Raw genomic sequence first — 21,534 nt, 5'->3', positions numbered from 1 at the left:
GCGGATTTTGCCGCCCATTTTCAGCGCTTACCGCGATGGTAAAGGATGCTCTCTGCCAGGCACATCAACCATCTGGTTGATATACATCTGAACCGCCCCGGAGATACTTAACTCAGCAGAAAGGGCCGCGATCAAGCACTGAAACTTTCTCCCGACAATTACTAAAACACTGGAGCAAATAATGAGTACAAACAGCCCAGCACAGACATTCTGGAATCCGATGGTGCACCCGGGTGACCCGCGGGCACGCAACGGCATTGTGATAACAAAGGGTGACGGCAACTACGTTCAGAATCAGGAAGGCCAGTGGCTGGTCGACGGTGTCGGCGGCCTGTGGAACGTCAACGTTGGCCACAACCGCACCGAAGTAAAAGACGCCATCAAAAATCAGCTGGATGAACTGGAATATTTCCAGATCTTCGACGGCATCAGCCACCCACGGGTAACGGAACTGTCCAATAAAATCATCAGCATGCTGGAGCCGGAAGGCATGGCACGGGTGATGTATAGCTCCGGCGGCTCTGATTCCGTTGAAACCGCCCTGAAACTGGCCCGTCAGTACTGGAAAGCCGTGGGTCAGGCCCAGCGCTATAAATTCATCTCCCTGAAACAGGGTTACCACGGTGTCCACTTTGGCGGCGCGTCCGTGAACGGTAACACTGTTTTCCGGACCAACTATGAGCCGGTACTGCCGGGTTGCATCCATATCGATACCCCATGGCTGTACCGCAATCCGTGGAACACTGAAGACCCGCAGGAGCTGGGTGAACTGGCGGCTAAGCAACTGGAAGCAGAAATCGTTTTCCAGGGGCCGGATACCGTGGCCGCTTTCATCGCCGAACCGATTCAGGGTGCCGGCGGCGTGATCGTCCCACCGGCTAACTACTGGCCTCTGGTGCGTGAAGTGTGTGATAAATACGGCGTGCTGCTGATTGCCGATGAAGTGGTCACCGGCTTTGGCCGCTCAGGCAGCATGTTCGGTGTACGTGGCTGGGGTGTCGCTGCCGATATCCAGTGCTTCGCCAAAGGCATTAACTCCGGTTACGTACCACTGGGCGCTACGGTTATTAACCAGCGGGTTGCTGAAGGTATTGAAACCTGTGACAACTTCAGCGGTGCAGTGATGCACGGTTACACCTATTCCGGTCACCCGGTGGCCTGTGCTTCCGCACTGGCCTCGCTGAACATCGTTGAAGAAGAGAACCTGCCGGAAAATGCCGGCCGTCAGGGTGCGGATCTGTTAGAAAAACTGCAGGCGAAGCTGCTGGACTTCCCGTCCGTCGGTGAAATCCGCGGTAAAGGTCTGATGATTGCGCTGGATCTGGTCAGCGATAAGAAGACTCGCCAGCCGATTGATCCGATGAGTGGTTTTGCAAATCAGGTAGCAGCCGTTGCACTGCAGGAAGGTGTAATTGTCCGCCCAGTCGGCACCAAGATTATCCTGTCGCCACCGCTGACCATCGGTACTGAAGAAGTCGATAAAATCGTGCATGCCCTGCATCAGGGTTTTGCCGCTGTCGACAAATAACAGCCGATAAATAACAGCTGAGACTAAGCACTGTTATTAAGCGTGAGCTTCCGACTGCCCGGTGATTCCCGGGCAGTCGTCTTTTCCCCTCTAAAACAAAGAGTTCGCTCTAATGCATTGCGGGCATATTGGTGCTGATCATATCTCTGTGCAGCTTCCACTGGTCTGCTTCTTTTTTCCAGATAACCATATAGTTACCCTTATCAAGCATCTTACCGGCAGCATCTTCCAGAATATAATTACCAATTTCAAAAGCAGTATTGCCAAAACCATCCAGCTCGGTGGTTTCCAGTTTGATCTCTTTTACTCCCATATCCATAAATGCCTGAAACTGCTTTTCGATGGCCGAACGTCCTTTTACCATATCGGTATTCGGCGCCATAAACTCGCCATCTTTCGTATAAAGGGCCGCAAGTCCCGCAGTATCGCCGTTATGATAGGCTTTTGCTAATGCGTCATCCGCCGCCCTTATTTCATTCATGACTTCCATTGAAATGCTCATACTTGCCTCCTTAGCGTTAAGGTTTTTGAACATCCCTGAATAATAAAACTAGACCAAAACCTTCCCTTTCAACTTGATTTAAACTCACTTACAGCTTGTTGATACTGGCCTTTTCCGCCACTTTTTCACTCCTGACAATAACCGCAGAAAAACCTCAGCACACTTAACCTGAAGTTATCTGAAAGCGCTGCATAAGTCGTTTGTCGCCCCCGCTCTTCCATCGCACACTGCCAAAAAAACAAACTGTGCGAGAACACTATGCGATTTGAAAATAAAACCGTCCTGATCACCGGCGGTGCCGGCGGTGTTGGCCAGACTCTGGTCAGACTCTTTGCCCGTGAAGGGGCAAACGTCATGATTGCCGACCTGAATGAACAGGCATGTGCTGACGTGGCAGCCCGTACAGCTGAAGCAACCGGCCGCAGCCCGGAAAGCATCAGCTATTTAGCCGGTAACCTCAGAGAACGGGAATACTGTGATGCAGTGGTTGAACACACCGTCACACACTTTGGTGGTCTGGATATTCTGCTCAATAACGCCGGTATCATTCCCCGGGGCACGGTTGAAGAAACCACCGATGACATGTGGTTCACCGCCATGGACGTAAACCTTAACGCGGTGTTTTTCCTGTGCCGTGCTGCCGTCCCGCACATGAAAAAAAACGGCGGTGCCATCGTGAACACCTCTTCCGTATGGGGCACCTACCCCGGCCCGGCACACGTAGCCTACTGCACCAGCAAGGGAGCGGTGGCAGCACTGACTAAAAACCTCGGCCGGGACTGCGCACCACTGGGTATCCGGGTGAATGCCGTCTGCCCCCATGAAATCAATACGCCAATGATCCGTTCCGGCTTTGAACGTCGGGGCCTGGACCCGGATAAAGCCGTGGAGGAACTCAATAAAACCGTCCCCCTGGGTCGAATTGCCGAGCCGGAAGACATTGCCGATGTCATCGCTTTTCTGGCCTCGAACGAAGCTCGCTACATTGCCGGAGAAACCGTTGAAGTCACCGGCGCCAAACCGGTTTCCGGATAAAAGGAACGCAACATGATTAATCTTGATAACAAACTGGCCATTGTCACCGGCGGTGGCCGGGGCATTGGCCGGGGTATCAGCGAACAGTTACTCAAAGCCGGGGCGCGGGTTCTGATTGCCCAGCGCCAGCCACTGGATGATGAACTGAACAGCCATCCCGGCGTATCCTTCATTCAGGCCGACCTGCTGCAACAACAAGCCCCCTATGAAATTGCGGCAGCTGCTGAAAATCTGGGCGGTGCCGACATACTGGTGAATAACGCCGGCTTCATGTTTGAAATGTCGCTGGATGATATGACCGAAGCCGACTGGGACCGCATGATGACGGTGAACATGCGCGCCCCTGTATTCCTGTGTAAAGCCCTGCTGGGCCAGATGCGTGCTAAAGGCGGTGGCAGCATCATTAATATCGGTTCCATTGAGGGGATCGGTGCCAATCCGCTTCACGCGGCTTACTGCGCCTCCAAAGCAGGTGTTCATGGCTTCAGCCGCGCACTGGCTGTTGACCTGGGTAATGACGGCATCCGCTGCAACGCCATTGCGCCCGGCTGGATCAACTCAGACCTGAGCAACGACTACATTAACACTCAGCAAAACCCTGATCAGGCCTGGCAGGACCTGTACGCCATGCACCCCATTGGCCGCACCGGTGAGCCGGCGGATATCGGCGCAATGGTGGCGTTTCTCGCCAGTGACGCAGCCGGGTTTGTCACCGGCCAGACCTTCACTGTCGACGGCGGCCGGACAGCTAAACTCCCTTTGCCGTTTTAATACCCATCCCCTCCCAAACTGACTCTGATATTTTGAGAAGGTTTTGGGAGGATTTTCATATGAAAACCGGCTACCTCTGACCCGGTTACATAACCTTAGGCTGCGTGCACTGATCAACCAGATACACGACAGACTGATAATCGATCCCGGAATGATGGCTCAACCCTATTTCACAGGTACGGCTTGTGGAGTAGCCACTCTTACAGCCTTCAACCTGATGAGACAGCGTACTCAGCGCGGATGCATTCAGCTCAGGGGTGGTAAAACCTTTGTCGCCGGCAAAGCCGCAGCAGGTTATCTGATCGGGGATCACCACGTCAGAACTGCAGGCCTGCATCACCTCAATTATCTTCTTATCAAGCCCCATTCTGCGGGCTGAGCAGGTAATATGCAGCGCCACTTTTTCTGCAACAGGTTCGAATTCCAGCTTATCCATCAAAAAGGTATGGATGAAATCCACCGGCTCAAACAACTTGATGCGCGGGTCCAGATGATCCTTTAACTGCATGGTACACGGGCTGGTATCGCAATAAACGGGAATCTCACCGTTGTTACTTGCTTCCAGAAGCATCTGTACGGTTTCATTCGCCTTGGACTCGGCCTGGCGGAACATGCCTTTACTCTTGAAAGGCATGCCACAACATTGCGCCTCTAACCCCTCAGGGTAGATCACTTCGAAACCGGCCTTGCGTAATAACGCTTCCGTTTTATCAACCAGTGATGTTTGTTGTTCTGCCCCCCTTGCAGGCCCCATCGTGCGGCTTGAACAACTTGGTAAGTACACGACCTTAAGATTACTGCTGACGCTTTCAGCCTGAACACCCTGCCGGTCACTGACAATCACTTTTGGAGCTGCCGTTGGCATCTCCGGGCTCCAGTAGCCGATCTTCCCACCGGATAACTTTCGTGCTGCCCGCGTTGCCTGGCCCATCACTTTACTGCCCAGCACCCCATGGCTTACGTCAGCCATCCGGAACGCTGCTTTTGCAGCACCGGCCACCGTTCCGAAATGACTGGCAATCCATTCAGACATGCCCTCCCGGCTGGCGTACCGGTCATGGCGAAGCTGCCTGACCAGATCACCTGTATTAATGCCCACCGGGCACACGGTTGAACACAAACCGCAACCGGCACAGGTATCAATGGCCATGTAATCATACTCATCGGCAAAACCCTGTTGCTGCTCTCCATCCAGCCGCGCCAGTTCACGCTTGCCGATGATCCGCTGCCTTGGGCTTAATGTCAGATTGCGGGAAGGACACATCCGCTCACAAAAACCACACTCGATACACTGATCGACAATATCACTCACCGCCTGCATAGGTTTGAGATTACTGATATGCAGTTTGGGGTTACGGGTGATCATCACGTCAGGATTAAGGATGCCCAGCGGATCAAAGAGCCGCTTAATCTCCAGCATGACAGCGTACGCTTCATCCCCCCACTCTTTACGTACAAAGGGCGCCATGTTGCGGCCGGTGCCATGCTCTGCCTTGAGCGAACCGTCATATTTGTTCACCACCACTTCACAAACTTCATCAATGAAACGTTCGTAACGGTTAACCTCTTCAGCGCTGCCGAACCCCTGAGAGAAAATAAAGTGCAGATTACCGTCCAGCGCATGCCCATATATCACGCCATCTGCATAGCCGTGTTTTTGCATCAGTTGCTGCAAGTCAGTCAGCGCGTCAGCCAGTGATTCTATGGGAAAGGCGACATCTTCAATCAGTGCAGTTGTCCCTTTCGGGCGGGTGGCCCCCACCGCCGGGAAGATACCCTTACGTATATTCCAGTACGCCTGATACTCAGAAGGCTTATCAGTAAAACTGGCGGGTACCACTAAATCCAGCCCTTCAATGTCGGCAAGAATCGTATCAATACAGCTTTCCAGAACCTCCTGTCTGTCAGCCTCCGCCTGTACCAGAATTGCGGTTGCCCCTTCCGGCAAACCCACAATGTAGTCAGGCACACCGTCCATATTCTGAACCGCTTTAAGGGCAAAATAATCAATCATCTCAGCCGCTGAAACCGGTGTGCTTTTCAGCTTAAAACGGGTAACAGCAAGGCTGGCGGTGCGGATATCCGGAAATACCAGAAATGCAGACGCTTTCAGCGGATATTTACGGATGGTGTTGTGGGTTATCTCCGAGATAAACCCCAGCGTCCCTTCTGAGCCGATCATCAGGCGGGCAATCATGTCCACCGGGTCATCCCACTCAAGCAATGCGCGCAGACCATAACCCGTGGTATTTTTAACCTCGTACTTACGCAGAATTCGCTTACTCAGAACCGGATTACTTCGCAACCGCTTTGAAAGCCTCTCCACCCCGGCGATCATCTCAGGCTGACGCTTTCTGAATTCAGAGCGGCTGGCTTCTGAACCCGTATCCAGAACCGTACCATCAAGGAATACAAACCGGGCAGACGCCATAACACCGTAGGTATCCATGGAATTCATTCCGGCAGCGTTATTGATGGCAATTCCCCCAACCGTCGCGGCATCAATGGATGCCGGCATTGGTGCAAGTTGCCGCCCCAGAGGCGCCAGATACCGGTTGGCATCACCGCCAAGCACACCACACTGCATGCGGATCTGATGACCGTCATCCAGTATTTCATAGCGTTTCCAGTCAGGCGTCAGCGACAGAAGCACTGAATCCGTAATCGACTGGCCAGACAAACTGGTACCGGATGCACGGAAGGTAACCGGCACTTCAAGTTCGGTTGCCAGCGCCATCAGCCTGATCACTTCGTTTTCATTCGCTACCTGCACTATCACCCTGGGCAGTAACCGATAAAAGCTTGCGTCTGTGCCATAGGCAAGGGTGCGAAGGTAGTCAGTAATAATTCGCTGTTGTGGAATAAATTCAGAAGCCCTGCTTATAAATGTCTGATAATTATCCTGTTCCTGCATCATGGGATCCCGTCAGTCTGTACGTCGTTATTATCATTTGTGACAGATTAACCCTATTACGATATCCTAATAAATCCGCATAATTGAAATTGATTGATTCCAAAAATCACATAATAGGTTGGCTATGAATCAGCTGGATGACATGTTGCTGTTTGCTCAAGTCGTGAAGTTAAAATCTTTCAGGGCAGTGGCTGAACAAAAAGGCATCGCCAGCTCTGTCGTGAGTAAGCATATTTCCCGTTTAGAGGAGCATCTGGGTGTTCAACTGTTAATCCGCACCACCCGAAAACTCAGTCTCACTGAAGCCGGCAGCGAATTCTTCCAGCATTGCCAGCAGCTTGAAAGCGGTGTTGCACTGGCTGAGCAGGCTGTTTCCCAACATGCAGAAGAACCCAAAGGGGTGCTGCGTCTGGCTGCCCCCATGATTTCCGGGCAATATTTTCTGCCGGCCGTTATAGACCAGTACCTCAGGGAATATCCGCAGATGAAAGTGGAGATGGCGATCAAGGACAGCTATCAGGACCTGATTGAATCCGGCTTTGACCTGGCGATCCGCACAGGCACATTATCTGATTCCACCCTGCGCGCCCGCCAACTGGTCAATTCCCGCTGGTATGCATACGCCGCCCCGGAATATTTACAACAACAAGGTACACCGGCATCGGTGAAAGACCTTGCGGGGCATAACTGCCTGCAATTCAGCTATCAGGAAACCGGCGTCAATGAATGGCCGGTCACCGTAAAAGGCAAACCCGGCAGCATAAAAATCAGTGGTCGCTTTCAGGCAGACTCACTGGTCAGCCTGCGGGAAGCGGCAGTGGCAGGCATGGGGATTGCCTTCATGCCGGTCTATTTAGTCCGGGAACAAATTCAGAAAGGCCAGCTGATACCGGTGCTCAGAGAAAGCATCTACAGAGACGTAGGAATCTACGCCATCTATCCAAACATCCGCTATGTACCCAGAAAAATCAGTGCATTTATCGAATTGCTGATCAAACATTACGTAAAACAGGGCTGTGAATTTCACTGAGTCAGGCGTACTCACAGGAATTCTCCGGCAGCCTGAACCATCCCTCCGTTACCTCATCAGCGGAAGAACTGTTCAGGCTGGCCAGCTGATTCACCGGCGTAAACCTGCAGTCTCTTCCAGCAACCAGTCCCTTAACAATTGCATGCCCGGCTCGTTTGCCAGTTCTTGCCGGCAAACGAAGTAATGCTTACGTTCCGGCGCGGCATAACTCTCCGCTACCGGGCGTATCAGGCGACCGCTGCGAAGCAGATCATCCGTCAGATGCCGCCAGCCCAGTCCAACCCCGAGGCCTTCCAGCACCGTATCCAGCAGCATGGGAAAATGGCTGAAATACATTTGCGCTTTCACCTGGGGATTTTCCACACCACAGTGGCGCAGCCAGAAATGCCAGTCCACCGGGGACCACCAGCGGGCCTGCCAGAATGCCGGATCAAGGTCCAGTAACGGCAATTGCTGTAACCCCTGCAGGGAATCCGCCTGAGGGTTATCTTTTAAAAATTCGGGGGTACACACCGGGAATATTTCTTCCGCAAACAGAAACTCAGCCTGATATCCCGCCAGCTCATGCAGCCCAAGGGTAACAGCCGCATCGAATTTATCCGCTTCACCGGGGGTCGACTCCACACTGATCAGATGTAAATGCAAGTTAGGATACAGCTGCCGTAACCGGCTCAGCCGGGGCACCATCCAGAGGCGGGAAAATGAACTGGTAGCATGCAGGTTCAGGTAGCTGTCGGCCACCTGACCACGAATTTCCCGGGCGGCACTGGTGATTTCATCAAAGGCAGTATTAGTAGCCCGGAACAGCCGCTCCCCCGCTGCGGTCAGGGTCACCTGCCGGTGACCCCGGACAAACAGCACGGTCGCCAGTTGCGCTTCCAGCTGCTTGATCTGCCGGCTGATCGCCGCCGGCGTCACGCACAGCTCATCTGCCGCATCTTTAAAGCTCTGCCGCCGGGCAGCCACTTCAAAGGCACGGATGGCCGTTAACGATGGCAGATCAAGTCGTCGGGATTGCATTTAAGGTTCGTCCGCTCAGCCAGAGTTTACTTAAAGTAACCTAAAAGCTGACCAAGTGCAGTACAGTTCCTGTTGTCCTCCGGTCAGCCACTCAGTAGTCAATGGTCATATCGCCCTGAATGCTGGTACAGCAGGAAAGCACATAGCCCTGGGCTTCTTCCTCTTCGGTAATGCCGCCGTTGTGAGCCATTTCGTATTCACCACTGGTCACCTGTACCCGACAGGCACCACAAATTCCCATGCCACAGGCCTTGGAGATATTCACCCCGGCTTCGCTGGCCGCTTCGTTCAGGTTAGTGCCCGCCACCACGCTGACGCTGTTACCGGAATCCGTGAAGCTCACCTGATACATTTCACCGGTGACTTCCTGCTGATCCGCCTCATCCGCATGTTGTTCGGCATCTTTGGCATCTTCCACCGGCGTCGCCCCGAAGGATTCTTCATGGTAACGGCTCATATCGTAGCCAAGGGATTCCAGCAGCTTGCGAACCGCCTTCATATACGGATCAGGGCCACAACAGAAGACTTCCCGCTCCAGAAAATCCGGGGCGATCAGTTTGAGCATGTTCTCATTGATATAGCCCCGGTAACCGGCCCAGGCCTGGCCGATTTCTGACTTTTCACAGATCAGGTGCAGTTTGAAGTTTTCCACCCGGGTAGACATGTAATCCAGTTCCCGGGCATAGATAATATCCGCCGGGCTGCGGGCACTGTGGGCGAATACCATGTCGACTTCAGAGTCGGTATCAAACCACCAGCGGGCCATCGACATGACCGGTGTAATGCCCACACCGCCTGATAGCAGCAGGGCTTTATCCGTCGGGAAGTCCAGACAGTTGAACTGCCCCGCCGGGCCGTGTACTGCGATCTGATCCCCAGACTTCAGGTTGTCGTGCAGCCAGTTACTGACTACACCGCCCGGCACCCGCTTCACGGTGATTGAAAAGCTATAGGGAATCGACGGTGAGCTGGAAATGGTATAGGAACGCATCACCCGTTCGCCGTCTATTTCCAGCTCCAGGGTGACAAACTGCCCAGGCTTGAAGAAAAACAGCACCGGCTGTCCCATGCTGAAAGTGAACGTGCAGACATCATGGGTTTCATGAATCACCTTGGAACAGCGCACCAGATGGCGGCCATTGCTCCAGGTCTGGGTCGCAACAGGGTTCAGAAAATCAGCAGTATTAAAATCGGTCATAACTTTCTCCACAGATCAGCAACAGGCACGCATCAGCCCAACTTTTCTCGTCAGGCTGATGCTGTTACGTATCTGATGAAATGTGCAGGTGAATGCCCTGCAGGTCTTATAATTATTGATTGCGGGCGGGCTAGAGTTCCTTACCCGCCAGCCACTCTTTCCAGCGTAAATTAACGTTTGCCCCGACCGACAGAAACGGTTCCACAGGCAAGCGTTTAGGCTCAGCATAGTTACTGAATTCACGGACCAGTTCGGTATCACCCAATACCGCCTGTTCTGCCGCCAGCATCCCGGATAAGGTACCTTTTACCGTACCCAACCCGTTCTGACAGGCCGCCGACCAGATGCCCGGTTCCAGCTCACCAAAGGCCGGCACAGAATTCCAAGACAGACATAAGCGCCCGCCCCAGCGATGCTGTAGCGGCACATCCGCCAGCATCGGAAAACGGGAAGTGAAGGCCCTATCATGCACCTTAACAATGCTGTCGATATCCTTCTGGCTGATCTCCATCGACTGATTCAGAGTAAAACGGTTACGCACCGTTAAACGGTGGCCGCTGCCCATATAGTCCGACGTTTTACGCACTGTAGTGCCCATCGGGTCTGCTGGCAGCACACCCCAGTCAGCCTCGCCGCCTAACCGCTGCAGCTCTTCACCGGACAGCGCCCGGGTCATAGATGCATAGGTAAAAACATGTAACAGCTGGCGCGGATAATAGCCAAACGACTGCACATGGCCGTTGACCGCCAGAATCACCTTCTTCGCCCGGATACGGGCCTTAGGCGTACGTAACCGGTGCGGCGTACCGGGGCTCATTTCCACCACTGGGGACTGTTCAAAAATCCGCACTTTATCGCTCAGCCCACGGGCCGCCTGACGGATATAGGCCGCCGGCTGAATCATTACCGCACCCGGGGTATAGAGCCCCTTCTGGTAATAGCTGATGCCGGTACGGTTCTGCATGTCTGAAGCAGACAGCAGATTGTAAGACTCACCCAGTCCATCCAGATGCTTCACATAACTGTCGATGTGCGCCATGCCCCGCTCACTGGCAGCACCGGTCACCCGGCCGCAGGGGTCAAAAACCTGCGATGACATGCCAAACTCACGGGCCATGTCTGCCGCAAACTCAATGCCGGCACGGTTAAGCATGATCTGTTTCAGATCCGCCTCTTTACCGCCAGCATAGGTTTCTGAATTCAGGTCGTGGGGTAAGTCGATCATAAACCCACTGTTACGGCCTGCCGGGCCTTCGGCCATTCTGCAGGCTTCCAGCAGGACAATATCATCGCCGGTCAGCTGGCTCAGACGCCGTGCTGCAGCAATGCCCGCAAACCCGCCACCGATCACCAGCCAGTCGGTTTCAATACTGCCACTGGCCTGCGGAAAACTGTGCGAATCGTCAAGAATCTCATTCCAGGCGGCCGGACCGGTTTCTTTCGGTACCTGGCTTACCCTGATTGTTCTGCTCATATAATCGCTCCTAACGGGGCAGTCCTGTCATCCGCCCTTACGGTAAGGACAGATAACCGGCACACCCGGCCCCACCGCTAATCCGGCAGGGCCTGTAAATGCGACAGCGGCGTATCAGTCTACGCTGCCATCGACTGCATCGTCACTCAGATCGATCCAGATGGTTTTCAGTTCGGTGTACTGGTCATGGGCATGAATGGAATTATCACGACCACCGAATCCGGACTGCTTATAACCGCCGAACGGCGTGGTAATGTCCCCTTCACCGAAGCAGTTAACCGTTACCGTACCGGCCCGTACCGCCTGCGCCGCACGGATGGCTTTTTTCGCATTGGCAGTAAATACCGATGCTGCCAGCCCGTATTCCGTATCGTTCGCCACGGCGATTGCTTCGTCATAGCTGTTGACAGTGATGACCGACAATACCGGACCAAAGATCTCTTCCTGAGCCAGCTTGTCGCTGTTGCTCACGCCGTCGAAAATGGTCGGCTGGATAAAGGTACCGTTCTCGGTTTCGCCCCCCAGCACCACATCATGGCCGTCGGCTTTACCCTGCTGCAGGTAACCGTCTACCTTGGCAAAATGACCGGCATCAATCATCGCACCCAGCTGATTTTGCGGGTCCAGCGGGTTACCGGTATTCCAGTCACGGGCATGGGCCTTAATCAGTTCCAGCAGGGCATCTTTAACCCCTGCCTCAACGATCAGACGGGAACCGGCAGAACAGTTCTCACCCATGTTCCAGAATGCAGCAGCCACTACCTGCTCTGCCACTTTATCCAAATTCTCCGCGTCATTCAGTACGATGCACGGGTTCTTACCGCCCAGCTCGAGCACAACCTTCTTCAGGTTAGAATCTGCCGCGTAACGCAGGAAACGACGGCCGGTTACTGTGGAACCGGTGAAAGTCACCATATCCACATCCATATGCATACCCAGCGGTTCACCCACTTCAGCACCGCCACCGGTGATCACATTCAGGACACCTTTTGGCAAGCCTGCTTCCATCGCCAGCTCAGCAATGCGCAGAGCCGTCAGCGATGTTTGCTCAGCAGGTTTCACCACCATTGAGCAGCCAGCCGCCAGAGCCGGGGCGATCTTCCAGGCCAGCATCAGCAGCGGGAAGTTCCACGGCAGCACCGCACCCACCACGCCGATGGGTTCACGGACGACCATGGCAACGGCATCATTACCGACAGGTGCGGTCTGGTCGTAAATCTTATCAATCAGCTCCGCATGCCAGGTCAGGGTATGAATAAATTCAGGAATATCGATGCTTTCACAGTCGGCAATCGGCTTACCGGAATCCAGACTTTCCAGCACCGCCAGCTCGCATGAGTTACGCTTAACCAGCTTACAAAGCTTGATTAAGACTTCTTTACGCTCACCCGGGTGCAGCTTGCTCCAGCGGCCATCTTCAAAAGCTTCGCGGGCTTTATGTACCGCAAAGTCCACATCTTCCGCGTTACAGGCGGCAACATTTGCCAACAGTTCGCCAGTAGCCGGATTCGTCGATTCAAAGGTATTGCCGGACACAGACGGGCGGAAACCGCCATCCACAAAGCTCATGCTGGCAGGGTTCAGATCGGCAGCAACGGCCTGATATTCTTCAAGAGTTAACAGATCAGTCATGGCTTATTGCTCCGCAGAATCTTCTGCCAGAATGCTGGCAATGGTGGTTTTCAGAGTTTTAACAACCTGGTTCATGGCGCGCTTGTCGTCTTTGTTCAGACCGCGCAACGGACGGCGGACTTCACCGGAATAGCGGCCATCCATCGTGACACCGTATTTAACGCTCTGGATGAACTTACCGCCCTGCTCCAGTACCCGCATCAGCGGCATCATCGCCGACATGATCCGGCGAGCTTTGTTGAAATCATTTTCCAGTACACAGGCCTGATACAAAGCTAAGTGTTCTTTCGGCAGGAAGTTAGAACCTGCACACACCCAGCTTTTCGCCCCCCAGGCGAAGAACTCCAGCGCCTGATCATCCATACCGCAGGCGGTCTGAATGTGCGGATAATCCCGCGCCAGCATATGCAGACGGTTGATGTCGCCGGAGCTTTCCTTGATCGCCTGGAAATTGGCAGAACGGGCAACACGGTCGAAGAATTCTTCTTCCATGTTCACACCCATACGGTCCGGGTAGTTGTAAAGCATGATCGGCAGGTTCGCCGCCCGGTCGATGGTCAGAGCATGCAACGCCAGTTCACGCTGGGTTGGCAGTGAATACGGCGGGGTTGCCAGCAGGATGACATCCGCGCCGTGTTTAGCGCCGTCTTCCGCCAGCTTGATGGAATGATCCGGGTTCACGGAGCCGGTTCCGAAAATAACAATGGCCTTGTCAGCGGCGACCTGCTTGGAGATCTCCAGCAACTTCACCCGTTCTTCATGGCTTTCCACGTAGTACTCACCGGTGGTGCCGCCAACCATCAGGCCCTGTACACCGGCGTCTACCAGATACTGTACCTGTGCAGCAAAGGCATCATAGTCGATGCTGTGATCTTCGCCGAACGGGGTAATGACCGGCGTATAAATCCCCTCAAAATGCATAGTTGTGTTACCCATTAAGATTCTTATTGTTCCTGCCGCCTGAGCCATTGCGCAGACAGCGACATACTGAAAATCTTAACGAGGAGACAGCAACTCCCACAATCAACCTTTTTGTCGCAAAAATCATAACCGCAAGTTATCAAAGACCGGTAAAAACCGTAAAAGCATCACTCAGGTAATGATTCAGGGGTAGCCATATCCGGCAAACAGGCATAAAAAAACGCCATTCTGCTGAATCAGAATGGCGTTATTCAAAGCAGATACGATTAGTCAGGATGCAGCTTCATCTTCCTCTCTGCCAACATAGGTCGGTTCATCACGGATACAATCCATAAACCAGTCCATAAAAGCTTTGAAGGCCGGCGTGGAGCTCTTGTCTTCGGTGTAGGTCAGGTAGTGGAGTTTTTCTTTAAATACCGCCTTGTGATCCCCCACCCGGACCAGCCGGCCTTCCGCCAGCATATGCTCAACCAACTGGTTCCAGCCCAGACAGACCCCCTGATGGTTCAGCGCCATCTGCGCCAGCATATTGAAATCGTTAGCATTGAATATCCGCAACTGGCTGTCATCGCTCTGATCCAGTTCCATATCATGGAAGGCAAACCACACACCCCAGTCCACGTGCTCCGCCACCTGGGAACGGCCAAAGGGGCTGAGGTTCAGCAGCACCGCCTGCTGCAGACCTTCCAGAGTGACGATGTCAGGATTTTCTTCCAGGTACCGGGGCGAACACACCGGGTAGATCAGATCATAAAACAACGGTACTGAGTGATAACCTTCCCGCGGGTCACTGGCCTTGTTAATGAAGATATCCGGCCGCACCCCCGGTTCCATTTGCAGGAAGTTATTGGTGGTGACCATATTCACATCAATTTCCGGATGCAGCGCAATAAACTCCGGCAGCCGGTACGACAGCCAGAAGGTTGAAAACGCCGGCGTACAGCAAATGGTCAGGGCCTGCCGGCGCTTACCGGTGTTCTGAATCCGCTGGGCCGCCTGGGCGATATTCACGAAGGAAAGATAGGCAGCATCATAAAAAATACTGCCGGCTTCTGTCAGCTCCACCGCCCGGCCCGACCGCTTGAACAGCGTGACACCCAAGGCCGCTTCCAGCTCACGGATTTGCCGGCTGATGGCCGCCTGAGTCACACACAAAGCTTCAGCTGCGCGGGTGAAATTCTGATACTTTGCCGCCGCCACAAACGACTTAACCGCCCGTAACGAGGGCATCTTGACCAGTATCTGATCCGGTTCTACGTGTTTAACCATAACGTCAGGTATTCAATTCTCTAAATAAAAAGTCGCTTTACCGATTTTCGGGCCAAAAATACACTGGCCCCGCTGTCTCACCCTGTTCGCAGCGGTACTGTCTGTGCCGTGCTGAATCCTCGCAAACCCTTCTGTACTGGCCATTTCAGCGGAGTTTGAGTATTCGGTTTCCGGCATCTGACTATGCCATTACCTGCTGCATTAAAAACGATAGATGGTCTGAAAAACAATAGCCATGTTTTTTATCAGGGTGTGCCGTAACTGTGTTTCTAACAACAATAAACGTGTGTTTACAGGAGTCATCCTATGTCTGATCAGGCCAAAACCCTTGAGCTAATCCGCCAGCGTCCACCCCGCTATGCACTGAGCAGCGCCCTTTATCATAGCCAGGATGTCTACCGGCAGGATCTGGAACAGATCTGGCACAGCCACTGGATTTTTGCCGGCCATACTTTCGAGATGCCGAAAGCCGGTGACTACCTGACCCTGCAGATCGGCGACTATCCGGTGGTCATCGTAAGGGGCGACAAGGGTGAAATTAATGCCTTCCATAACGCCTGCCGCCACCGTGGCTCACGGCTGTGTTCTGCCGCCAAAGGTAAATCAGCCAAGCTGGTCTGCCCGTACCACAAATGGACCTTCGGGCTGGACGGCAAGCTGCTGTTCGCCGGCAACATGGGCCCGGATTTCAGCAATGCCGATCACAACCTGCTGCCGGTCCACTGTGAAGTGGTGAACAGTTTTATCTACCTGTGTGTTGCTGAAACCCCGCCGGATTTTGAAGCCTTCCGCGCCGATGTGACGCCGTTTATTGCGCCCCATAATCTGGATGACTGCAAGGTAGCCTTTGAATCCAACATCATCGAAAAAGGCAACTGGAAGCTGGTGTTCGAAAACAACCGGGAATGCTATCACTGTGACGCCAACCACCCGGAGCTACTGAATTCCTTCGTTGAGAACCTCTCCGTGGCCGGCGTTGGCGGCAATGATGACCCGGAACTGACCGCCCACTGGGACAGCTGTGAAGCCGCCGGTTTCCCAAGCCGGCTGGTCATGGACCCGAACGGCCAGTACCGCATGACCCGCATCCCGCTGGCCGCCGGTGCTGTCAGTTACACCATGAACGGCAAACCCGCAGTGAATGGCCGGCTGGATACCCCAAATACTGACGGTAAGCATCTGGAAGATATCGGTGCCCTGCTGTACTTCAACTATCCGTCAACCTGGAACCACTTCCTGGGGGATCACGCCCTGAGCTTCCGGATTCTGCCACTGGGCCATGACCAGACGCTGGTTACCACCAAATGGCTGGTACACAAAGATGCACAGGAAGGAGTCGACTACGACCTGGATACCCTGACCAAAGTGTGGCTGGCCACCAATGATCAGGACCGGGAACTGGTGGAAGAAACCTTCCGGGGCACGGGATCACCTTCCTATACCCCGGGCCCGTTCTCAGACATTGCCGAAAACGGCGTGTGCCAGTTTGTCGACTGGTACTGCGACACAATGGAAACCCGACTGAGTAAATAAACTCAGTGCCCGTTTTCTGGCCAACGATCACCCCGGAAGCTTTCCGGGGCCTGATCAGACAGCGTTTTGTCCGTCTTCCCTGCCGGTCCTGACTGGCACCGGCAGGGCTTTTTAAGATCACTGTAACGGATGACCCATGCAAAACACGATTTCCACCACACTGCCTCCACCGGGGGCGTATCTTAAGGGCTACCTGCTGGTGATAGTTGCAGCCGTCAGCTATGGACTGCAGCCCCTGTTTGCCTTTCAGGCATATGCAGATGGTGCGACGCCACTTGGGCTGCTCCTGTGCCGCTACATCATCGCCTTCACGCTGTTACTGGCCTGGCTGCGCTGGCGCAACATCAGCCTGCCTGCGGGCAAAGCCTTTGGCCAGTATCTGATCATCGGAGTCGGTTACGGCTGTGCCGCACTGGGATACTACACCGCCAGCCAGAGTACTTCTGTGAGCCTGGCGGTCATTGTGATGTTCACCTTTCCGGCGTTTATCACCCTGTATTCCATGGTGGTTCTCAAAGACCCGCCACGAACATCCCGTATTCTGAGCATGGTGATGGGGCTTGGCGGCGTCATACTGGCGGCCGGCTCCGACATTCATGGGGATCTCGGTGGCATCGGCTGGGCCCTGTTTGCGGCCCTCAGTTATGGTGCTTCGATTATTTACGGCAGCCACAATGCGGTCAGCAAACAACCGCTGGCAGACAGCTGTGTCATCATGCTGGGCGGCGCACTGATTTTCGGCGTTGCTATCCTTGGCAGCACGCTGCTAGACACAGGTATTCCTGTCAGTCTGCCGTCCGGCAGTAGCAGCTGGCTGGCCACTGTCGGCCTTGCCGGCTTTGCCACCCTGCTACCGGCAATCTGTTTTATCAGCGGCTCCCCCAAAACCGGTGCCGCCAATGCAGCAACGATCTCCACGCTGGAACCCGTGGTTGCCATCAGCATTGCCGTGCTGATGATCGGCGAATCCCTGCCTGTCGGTACCCTGCTGGGCGGTGTGCTGGTACTGGCCGCAGCCATTACGCTGGCACGTAAGTAACACCTGCAAAGCCTGCTCTGGCAGTCAGCTTATCGCTGGCTGCCTCTTCCCATTTTCTTCTCTGAACTGATCAGCCTGGGCTGCCTGTGATGGCCTGAAACTCAGCAAACCTGCTTTCGGCACGCCCCGCCGGCGCACTTACCCTCAGCCTCAATTCTGTCGTAAACCGGGATCTTTGATTACTTAAGTGACGCATTTCGTTCGCCAGACCCTGAACAATAACGCCAGGTTATGGTTTCTAGGCAAATAATGTCGTTGGACGCTTTTTTGCAAAATCTCTAATTTAAATAACAGAACTTCTTTACACCTTGCCGATGGGAACTGTGGTCAGTAGCCCGTTAACAGCAAGGTGAGTCAGCAGGTTCAGGCCTGCTGAACATATGTAATCCAATAATAAAAACGAGGACAGCATGACAGACAACACAGATATCCTGTCGATTCGCAACGTTTACAAAGTATTCGGTGAGCAGCCGGACAAAGCGATGCAGATGTTGCGCGATGGCGCAGACAAGGATCAGATCTTTGAAAAAACCGGCCAGACCGTCGGTGTCTTCGATGCCAGCTTCTCAGTCAAAAAAGGTGAGATTTTCGTCATCATGGGCCTGTCCGGCTCCGGCAAATCCACCATGGTACGTCTGCTTAACCGGCTGATCGAACCTACCGCCGGCAGCATTGAACTGAACGGTAAAGACATCACCAACCTGGGCGATGAAGACCTGCTGGACGTACGCCGCCAGGAAATGAGCATGGTATTTCAGTCCTTCGCGCTGATGCCACACATGTCAGTACTGGAAAACGCCGCTTTCGGGCTGGAAATCTCCGGCGTTGAATCAGAAGAACGTAACCGCCGCGCTCAGGAAGCGCTGGATCAGGTAGGCCTTGGCGAACACAGCGCCAGCTACCCACACCAGTTATCCGGCGGCATGCAGCAACGTGTAGGCCTGGCCCGCGCACTGGCTAACGACCCGACCATCCTGCTGATGGACGAAGCCTTCTCTGCCCTCGACCCTCTGATCCGCTACGAAATGCAGGGCGAACTGATCCGTCTGCAGAAGGAACAGGAACGTACCATAATCTTTATTTCCCACGATCTGGATGAAGCCATTCGCATCGGCGACCGGATCGCCATTATGGAAGGTGGCCGGGTAGTACAGATCGGCACGCCGGAAGAGATTATGCGCAACCCGGCTGATGACTACGTGGAAACCTTCTTCCAGGGCGTGGATGTCACCAAGATCCTCAAAGCCGGCGACATTGCCTGCGCCGACACCGGTTGCGCCATCCGCATTAACGGCAGCGTACAGCCCTTCGACAGCAGCCAGCACAGCTTCGGTTACCTGCTGGATGACGGCAATCAGCTCCAGGGGGTTGTGCCATTAACCGCCACCGACGGCGATACAGTAACACTGGCCTCCCTACAGGCCTCGCAGCTGAACAATCACCATCAGGTGTACAGCGATGACCTGCTCAAAGATGTGGTGAAAAAAGTCGCCAACAGCGATTACCCGGTGCCGGTGGTCGACCGCAGCGGCAATTTCTGCGGTGTCATCAGCAAAGACCAGCTGCTGCAGACCCTGAGCCATTCCTGAGCCAGAGAGCCTGAGTTAAGCCGAATACAACAATAAAAGAGACCGAACCATCATGTCTGAATTCAGTTTATTAGACCCGTTTCAGTTCCTCAGCATCCCCCTCGGTGAGTGGGTTGAGAGTCTGCTGAACTACTTAGTACAGAACTTCCGCGGCTTCTTCCGCGCCATCCGCTGGCCGATTGATCAGGTACTGGATTTTTCAGAATACGTACTGCAATCCATTCCGCCGCTGATCGGCATTATCCTGTCATCCCTGCTGGGCTGGCAGCTGGCCGGTAAAAAAATGGGCATTTTCTGCGCCCTGACACTGATTTTCCTGGGTCTGATCGGCGTATGGTCTGAGTCCATGACCACCCTGTCACTGGTGCTGACCTCCCTGTTCTTCTGCATCATTTTCGGCATTCCGCTGGGCATTGCTTCTGCCCGCAGCGACCGCCTGGAAAAGTTTGTTCGCCCGGCGCTGGACGCCATGCAAACCCTGCCGGCATTCGTTTATCTGGTACCGGTGGTGATGCTGTTCGGTATCGGTAACGTACCGGGTGTTCTGGTGACCATCGTCTTCGCCCTGCCACCGCTGGTGCGTCTGACTAACCTGGGTATCCGTCAGGTACCGGCTGACAAGATCGAAGCCGCCCGTGCCTTTGGCTGTACCCCGCGCCAGATGCTGTTCAAAGTTCAGTTACCTCTGTCTATGCCAACCATCATGGCGGGCATCAACCAGACCCTGATGCTGTCCCTGTCGATGGTGGTGATTGCCTCCATGATCTCGGTGGGCGGTCTTGGTCAGATGGTACTGCGCGGCATTGGCCGTCTGGATATGGGCCTGGCCACCGTTGGCGGTGTCGGCCTGGTATTACTGGCGATCTTCCTGGACCGCCTGACCCAGGCCATGGGCGACCGTTCCGAAGCAAGCCACGGCATGCACTGGTATGAAACAGGCCCGGCAGGCCTGCTGGTACGCAGCTACCGCAGCCTGACAGCCAAATAAAAACGGCAACACAACTGCTTACAACAACAATAAAACTGTTAAATAAAATGAGGACCCAGCGATGATCAAATCACGCTTCAAAGAACTGTCTAAAAGCATTATTCAGTTAACTGCCGCTGCCGCTCTGGCAACCTCTGCCAGCTCTGTAATCGCAGCTGACAAACCGGGCGAAGGTGTGGAAGTCACCCCTATTTTCCCAAGTATTGCTGAAGAACGTTTCCGTGGTGAAATCGCTATCGCCGGCCTGCAGGAACTGGGTTACGAAGTTGAAGAACCGAAAGAAACAGAATACGCCACCATGATGCTGGCACTGTCTTACGGCGACGCTGACTTCACCGTTCACCTGTGGGACAAACTGCACGACACCTTCTACAAAAAGGCCGGTGGCGACGACACCATGGTAAAAGCCGGTGACGTGATTCCGGGCGTACTGCAGGGTTACCTGATCGACAAAAAAACCGCTGATGCCCACAACATCACATCACTGGAAGATCTGAAAAAGCCGGAAATCGCCAAGCTGTTTGACGCCGACGGCGATGGCAAAGCCGATCTGACCGGCTGTAACCCAGGCTGGGGCTGTGAACTGGTTATCGACCACCACATTGATGCCTATGGTCTGGGCGATACCGTCAACCATAACCGCGGCTCTTACTTTGCCCTGATGGCTGACACCATCACCCGTTACAACGAAGGCAAGCCAATCCTGTACTACACCTGGGTGCCACAGTGGATCTCCGGTGTATTGGTTGAAGACAAAGACGTGGTATGGCTGGAAGTTCCTAAAACAGACCTGCCGGATGGCAACAACGACGTGAACACCAGCTTCAACGGCAAGAACCTGGGCTTTGCCGTCGACAAGATTATGTCTGTGGTGAACAAAGACTTCGCTGAAGAGAACCCTGCAGCCACCAAACTGCTGTCTCTGGTACAGATCAGCGCCAGCGATGAAAGCGCCCAGAACCTGAAAATGCAGGATGGTGAAAAATCCGCTGACGACATCAAGCGTCACGCACAGGAATGGATTAAGGCTAACCGCGGCACTTACGACAGCTGGCTGGACGAAGCCCGCGCAGCGGCTAACTAAACACATA

The 21,534-nt window shown here is 54.1% G+C and carries 17 protein-coding genes; 9 read left to right on the top strand and 8 right to left on the bottom strand.

The annotated features are described in order from the left end of the window. The first annotated feature begins 181 nt into the window (after positions 1-181). A complete protein-coding gene (locus JYB63_RS01820; protein ID WP_205656033.1) occupies positions 182-1,528 on the top strand; it encodes an aspartate aminotransferase family protein in 1,347 nt (448 codons plus the stop codon). Between the two features lie 109 nt (positions 1,529-1,637). On the opposite strand, the gene JYB63_RS01815 is transcribed toward JYB63_RS01820, so the two are convergent. Beyond that, complete coding sequence (locus tag JYB63_RS01815; RefSeq protein ID WP_205656031.1) at positions 1,638-2,030, bottom strand: YybH family protein; 393 nt, start codon at positions 2,028-2,030, stop codon at positions 1,638-1,640. Positions 2,031-2,288: 258 nt separating this feature from the next. Between JYB63_RS01815 and JYB63_RS01810 the strand changes: the two genes are divergently transcribed. After that, the gene (locus JYB63_RS01810) at positions 2,289-3,065 is read left to right on the top strand and encodes an SDR family NAD(P)-dependent oxidoreductase (RefSeq protein ID WP_205656029.1); all 777 of its coding nucleotides are present in this window, start codon (positions 2,289-2,291) and stop codon (positions 3,063-3,065) included. A gap of 12 nt (positions 3,066-3,077) precedes the next feature. Further along, positions 3,078-3,836, top strand: coding sequence for an SDR family NAD(P)-dependent oxidoreductase (locus JYB63_RS01805; RefSeq protein WP_205656028.1), 759 nt, complete (start codon positions 3,078-3,080; stop codon positions 3,834-3,836). A gap of 85 nt (positions 3,837-3,921) precedes the next feature. Here the strand turns inward: JYB63_RS01805 and JYB63_RS01800 are convergent, their stop codons facing one another. Beyond that, entirely contained in the window at positions 3,922-6,753 is a 2,832-nt protein-coding gene (locus JYB63_RS01800; RefSeq protein WP_243431778.1) for an FAD-binding and (Fe-S)-binding domain-containing protein, read from the bottom strand. A 121-nt stretch (positions 6,754-6,874) separates the two neighbouring features. Here JYB63_RS01800 and JYB63_RS01795 point away from each other — a divergent pair, with 121 nt between their 5' ends. After that, positions 6,875-7,780: a LysR family transcriptional regulator gene (locus tag JYB63_RS01795; RefSeq protein WP_205656027.1), complete on the top strand. Its 906-nt coding sequence runs from the start codon at positions 6,875-6,877 to the stop codon at positions 7,778-7,780. Between the two features lie 90 nt (positions 7,781-7,870). Here JYB63_RS01795 and JYB63_RS01790 read toward each other — a convergent pair whose 3' ends face one another. From JYB63_RS01790 to JYB63_RS01765, 6 genes are all read right to left on the bottom strand, one after another. Then, positions 7,871-8,800 carry a LysR substrate-binding domain-containing protein gene (locus JYB63_RS01790; RefSeq protein ID WP_205656026.1) on the bottom strand — a complete coding sequence of 310 codons (930 nt, stop codon included), beginning with the start codon at positions 8,798-8,800 and terminating at the stop codon, positions 7,871-7,873. A gap of 91 nt (positions 8,801-8,891) precedes the next feature. Next, positions 8,892-9,998 (bottom strand): glycine betaine monooxygenase reductase subunit, encoded by a 1,107-nt coding sequence (gbcB, locus tag JYB63_RS01785; protein ID WP_205656025.1) that lies wholly within the window; start codon positions 9,996-9,998, stop codon positions 8,892-8,894. A gap of 130 nt (positions 9,999-10,128) precedes the next feature. Further along, a complete protein-coding gene (locus JYB63_RS01780; RefSeq protein WP_205656024.1) occupies positions 10,129-11,472 on the bottom strand; it encodes an NAD(P)/FAD-dependent oxidoreductase in 1,344 nt (447 codons plus the stop codon). Positions 11,473-11,586: 114 nt separating this feature from the next. Beyond that, on the bottom strand, positions 11,587-13,104 hold the full coding sequence (locus JYB63_RS01775; protein WP_205656023.1) for an aldehyde dehydrogenase: 1,518 nt from the start codon (positions 13,102-13,104) through the stop codon (positions 11,587-11,589). A gap of 3 nt (positions 13,105-13,107) precedes the next feature. After that, positions 13,108-14,040, bottom strand: coding sequence for a dihydrodipicolinate synthase family protein (locus JYB63_RS01770; RefSeq protein ID WP_243431777.1), 933 nt, complete (start codon positions 14,038-14,040; stop codon positions 13,108-13,110). Positions 14,041-14,295: 255 nt separating this feature from the next. Next, a complete protein-coding gene (locus tag JYB63_RS01765; RefSeq protein ID WP_205656022.1) occupies positions 14,296-15,294 on the bottom strand; it encodes a LysR family transcriptional regulator in 999 nt (332 codons plus the stop codon). Between the two features lie 306 nt (positions 15,295-15,600). On the opposite strand from JYB63_RS01765, the gene JYB63_RS01760 reads away from it, so the two are divergent. The 5 genes from JYB63_RS01760 (at position 15,601) to proX (ending at position 21,527) form a co-directional block, all read left to right on the top strand. After that, positions 15,601-16,827: an aromatic ring-hydroxylating oxygenase subunit alpha gene (locus tag JYB63_RS01760; RefSeq protein WP_205656021.1), complete on the top strand. Its 1,227-nt coding sequence runs from the start codon at positions 15,601-15,603 to the stop codon at positions 16,825-16,827. Between the two features lie 136 nt (positions 16,828-16,963). Continuing rightward, a complete protein-coding gene (locus JYB63_RS01755) occupies positions 16,964-17,866 on the top strand; it encodes a DMT family transporter (RefSeq protein ID WP_205656020.1) in 903 nt (300 codons plus the stop codon). A gap of 410 nt (positions 17,867-18,276) precedes the next feature. After that, entirely contained in the window at positions 18,277-19,455 is a 1,179-nt protein-coding gene (gene proV / locus JYB63_RS01750; protein WP_205656019.1) for a glycine betaine/L-proline ABC transporter ATP-binding protein ProV, read from the top strand. A gap of 52 nt (positions 19,456-19,507) precedes the next feature. After that, positions 19,508-20,443, top strand: a complete 936-nt coding sequence (proW, locus tag JYB63_RS01745; protein WP_205656018.1) for a glycine betaine/L-proline ABC transporter permease ProW — start codon at positions 19,508-19,510, stop codon at positions 20,441-20,443. Positions 20,444-20,504: 61 nt separating this feature from the next. Continuing rightward, complete coding sequence (proX, locus tag JYB63_RS01740; protein ID WP_205656017.1) at positions 20,505-21,527, top strand: glycine betaine/L-proline ABC transporter substrate-binding protein ProX; 1,023 nt, start codon at positions 20,505-20,507, stop codon at positions 21,525-21,527. Positions 21,528-21,534: the final 7 nt, after the last annotated feature.

Origin of the sequence: Aliamphritea spongicola (assembly GCF_017051665.1) — a bacterium.
Lineage (GTDB): Bacteria > Pseudomonadota > Gammaproteobacteria > Pseudomonadales > Balneatricaceae > Amphritea > Amphritea spongicola.
This window is presented reverse-complemented; position numbering and strand designations above follow the sequence as displayed.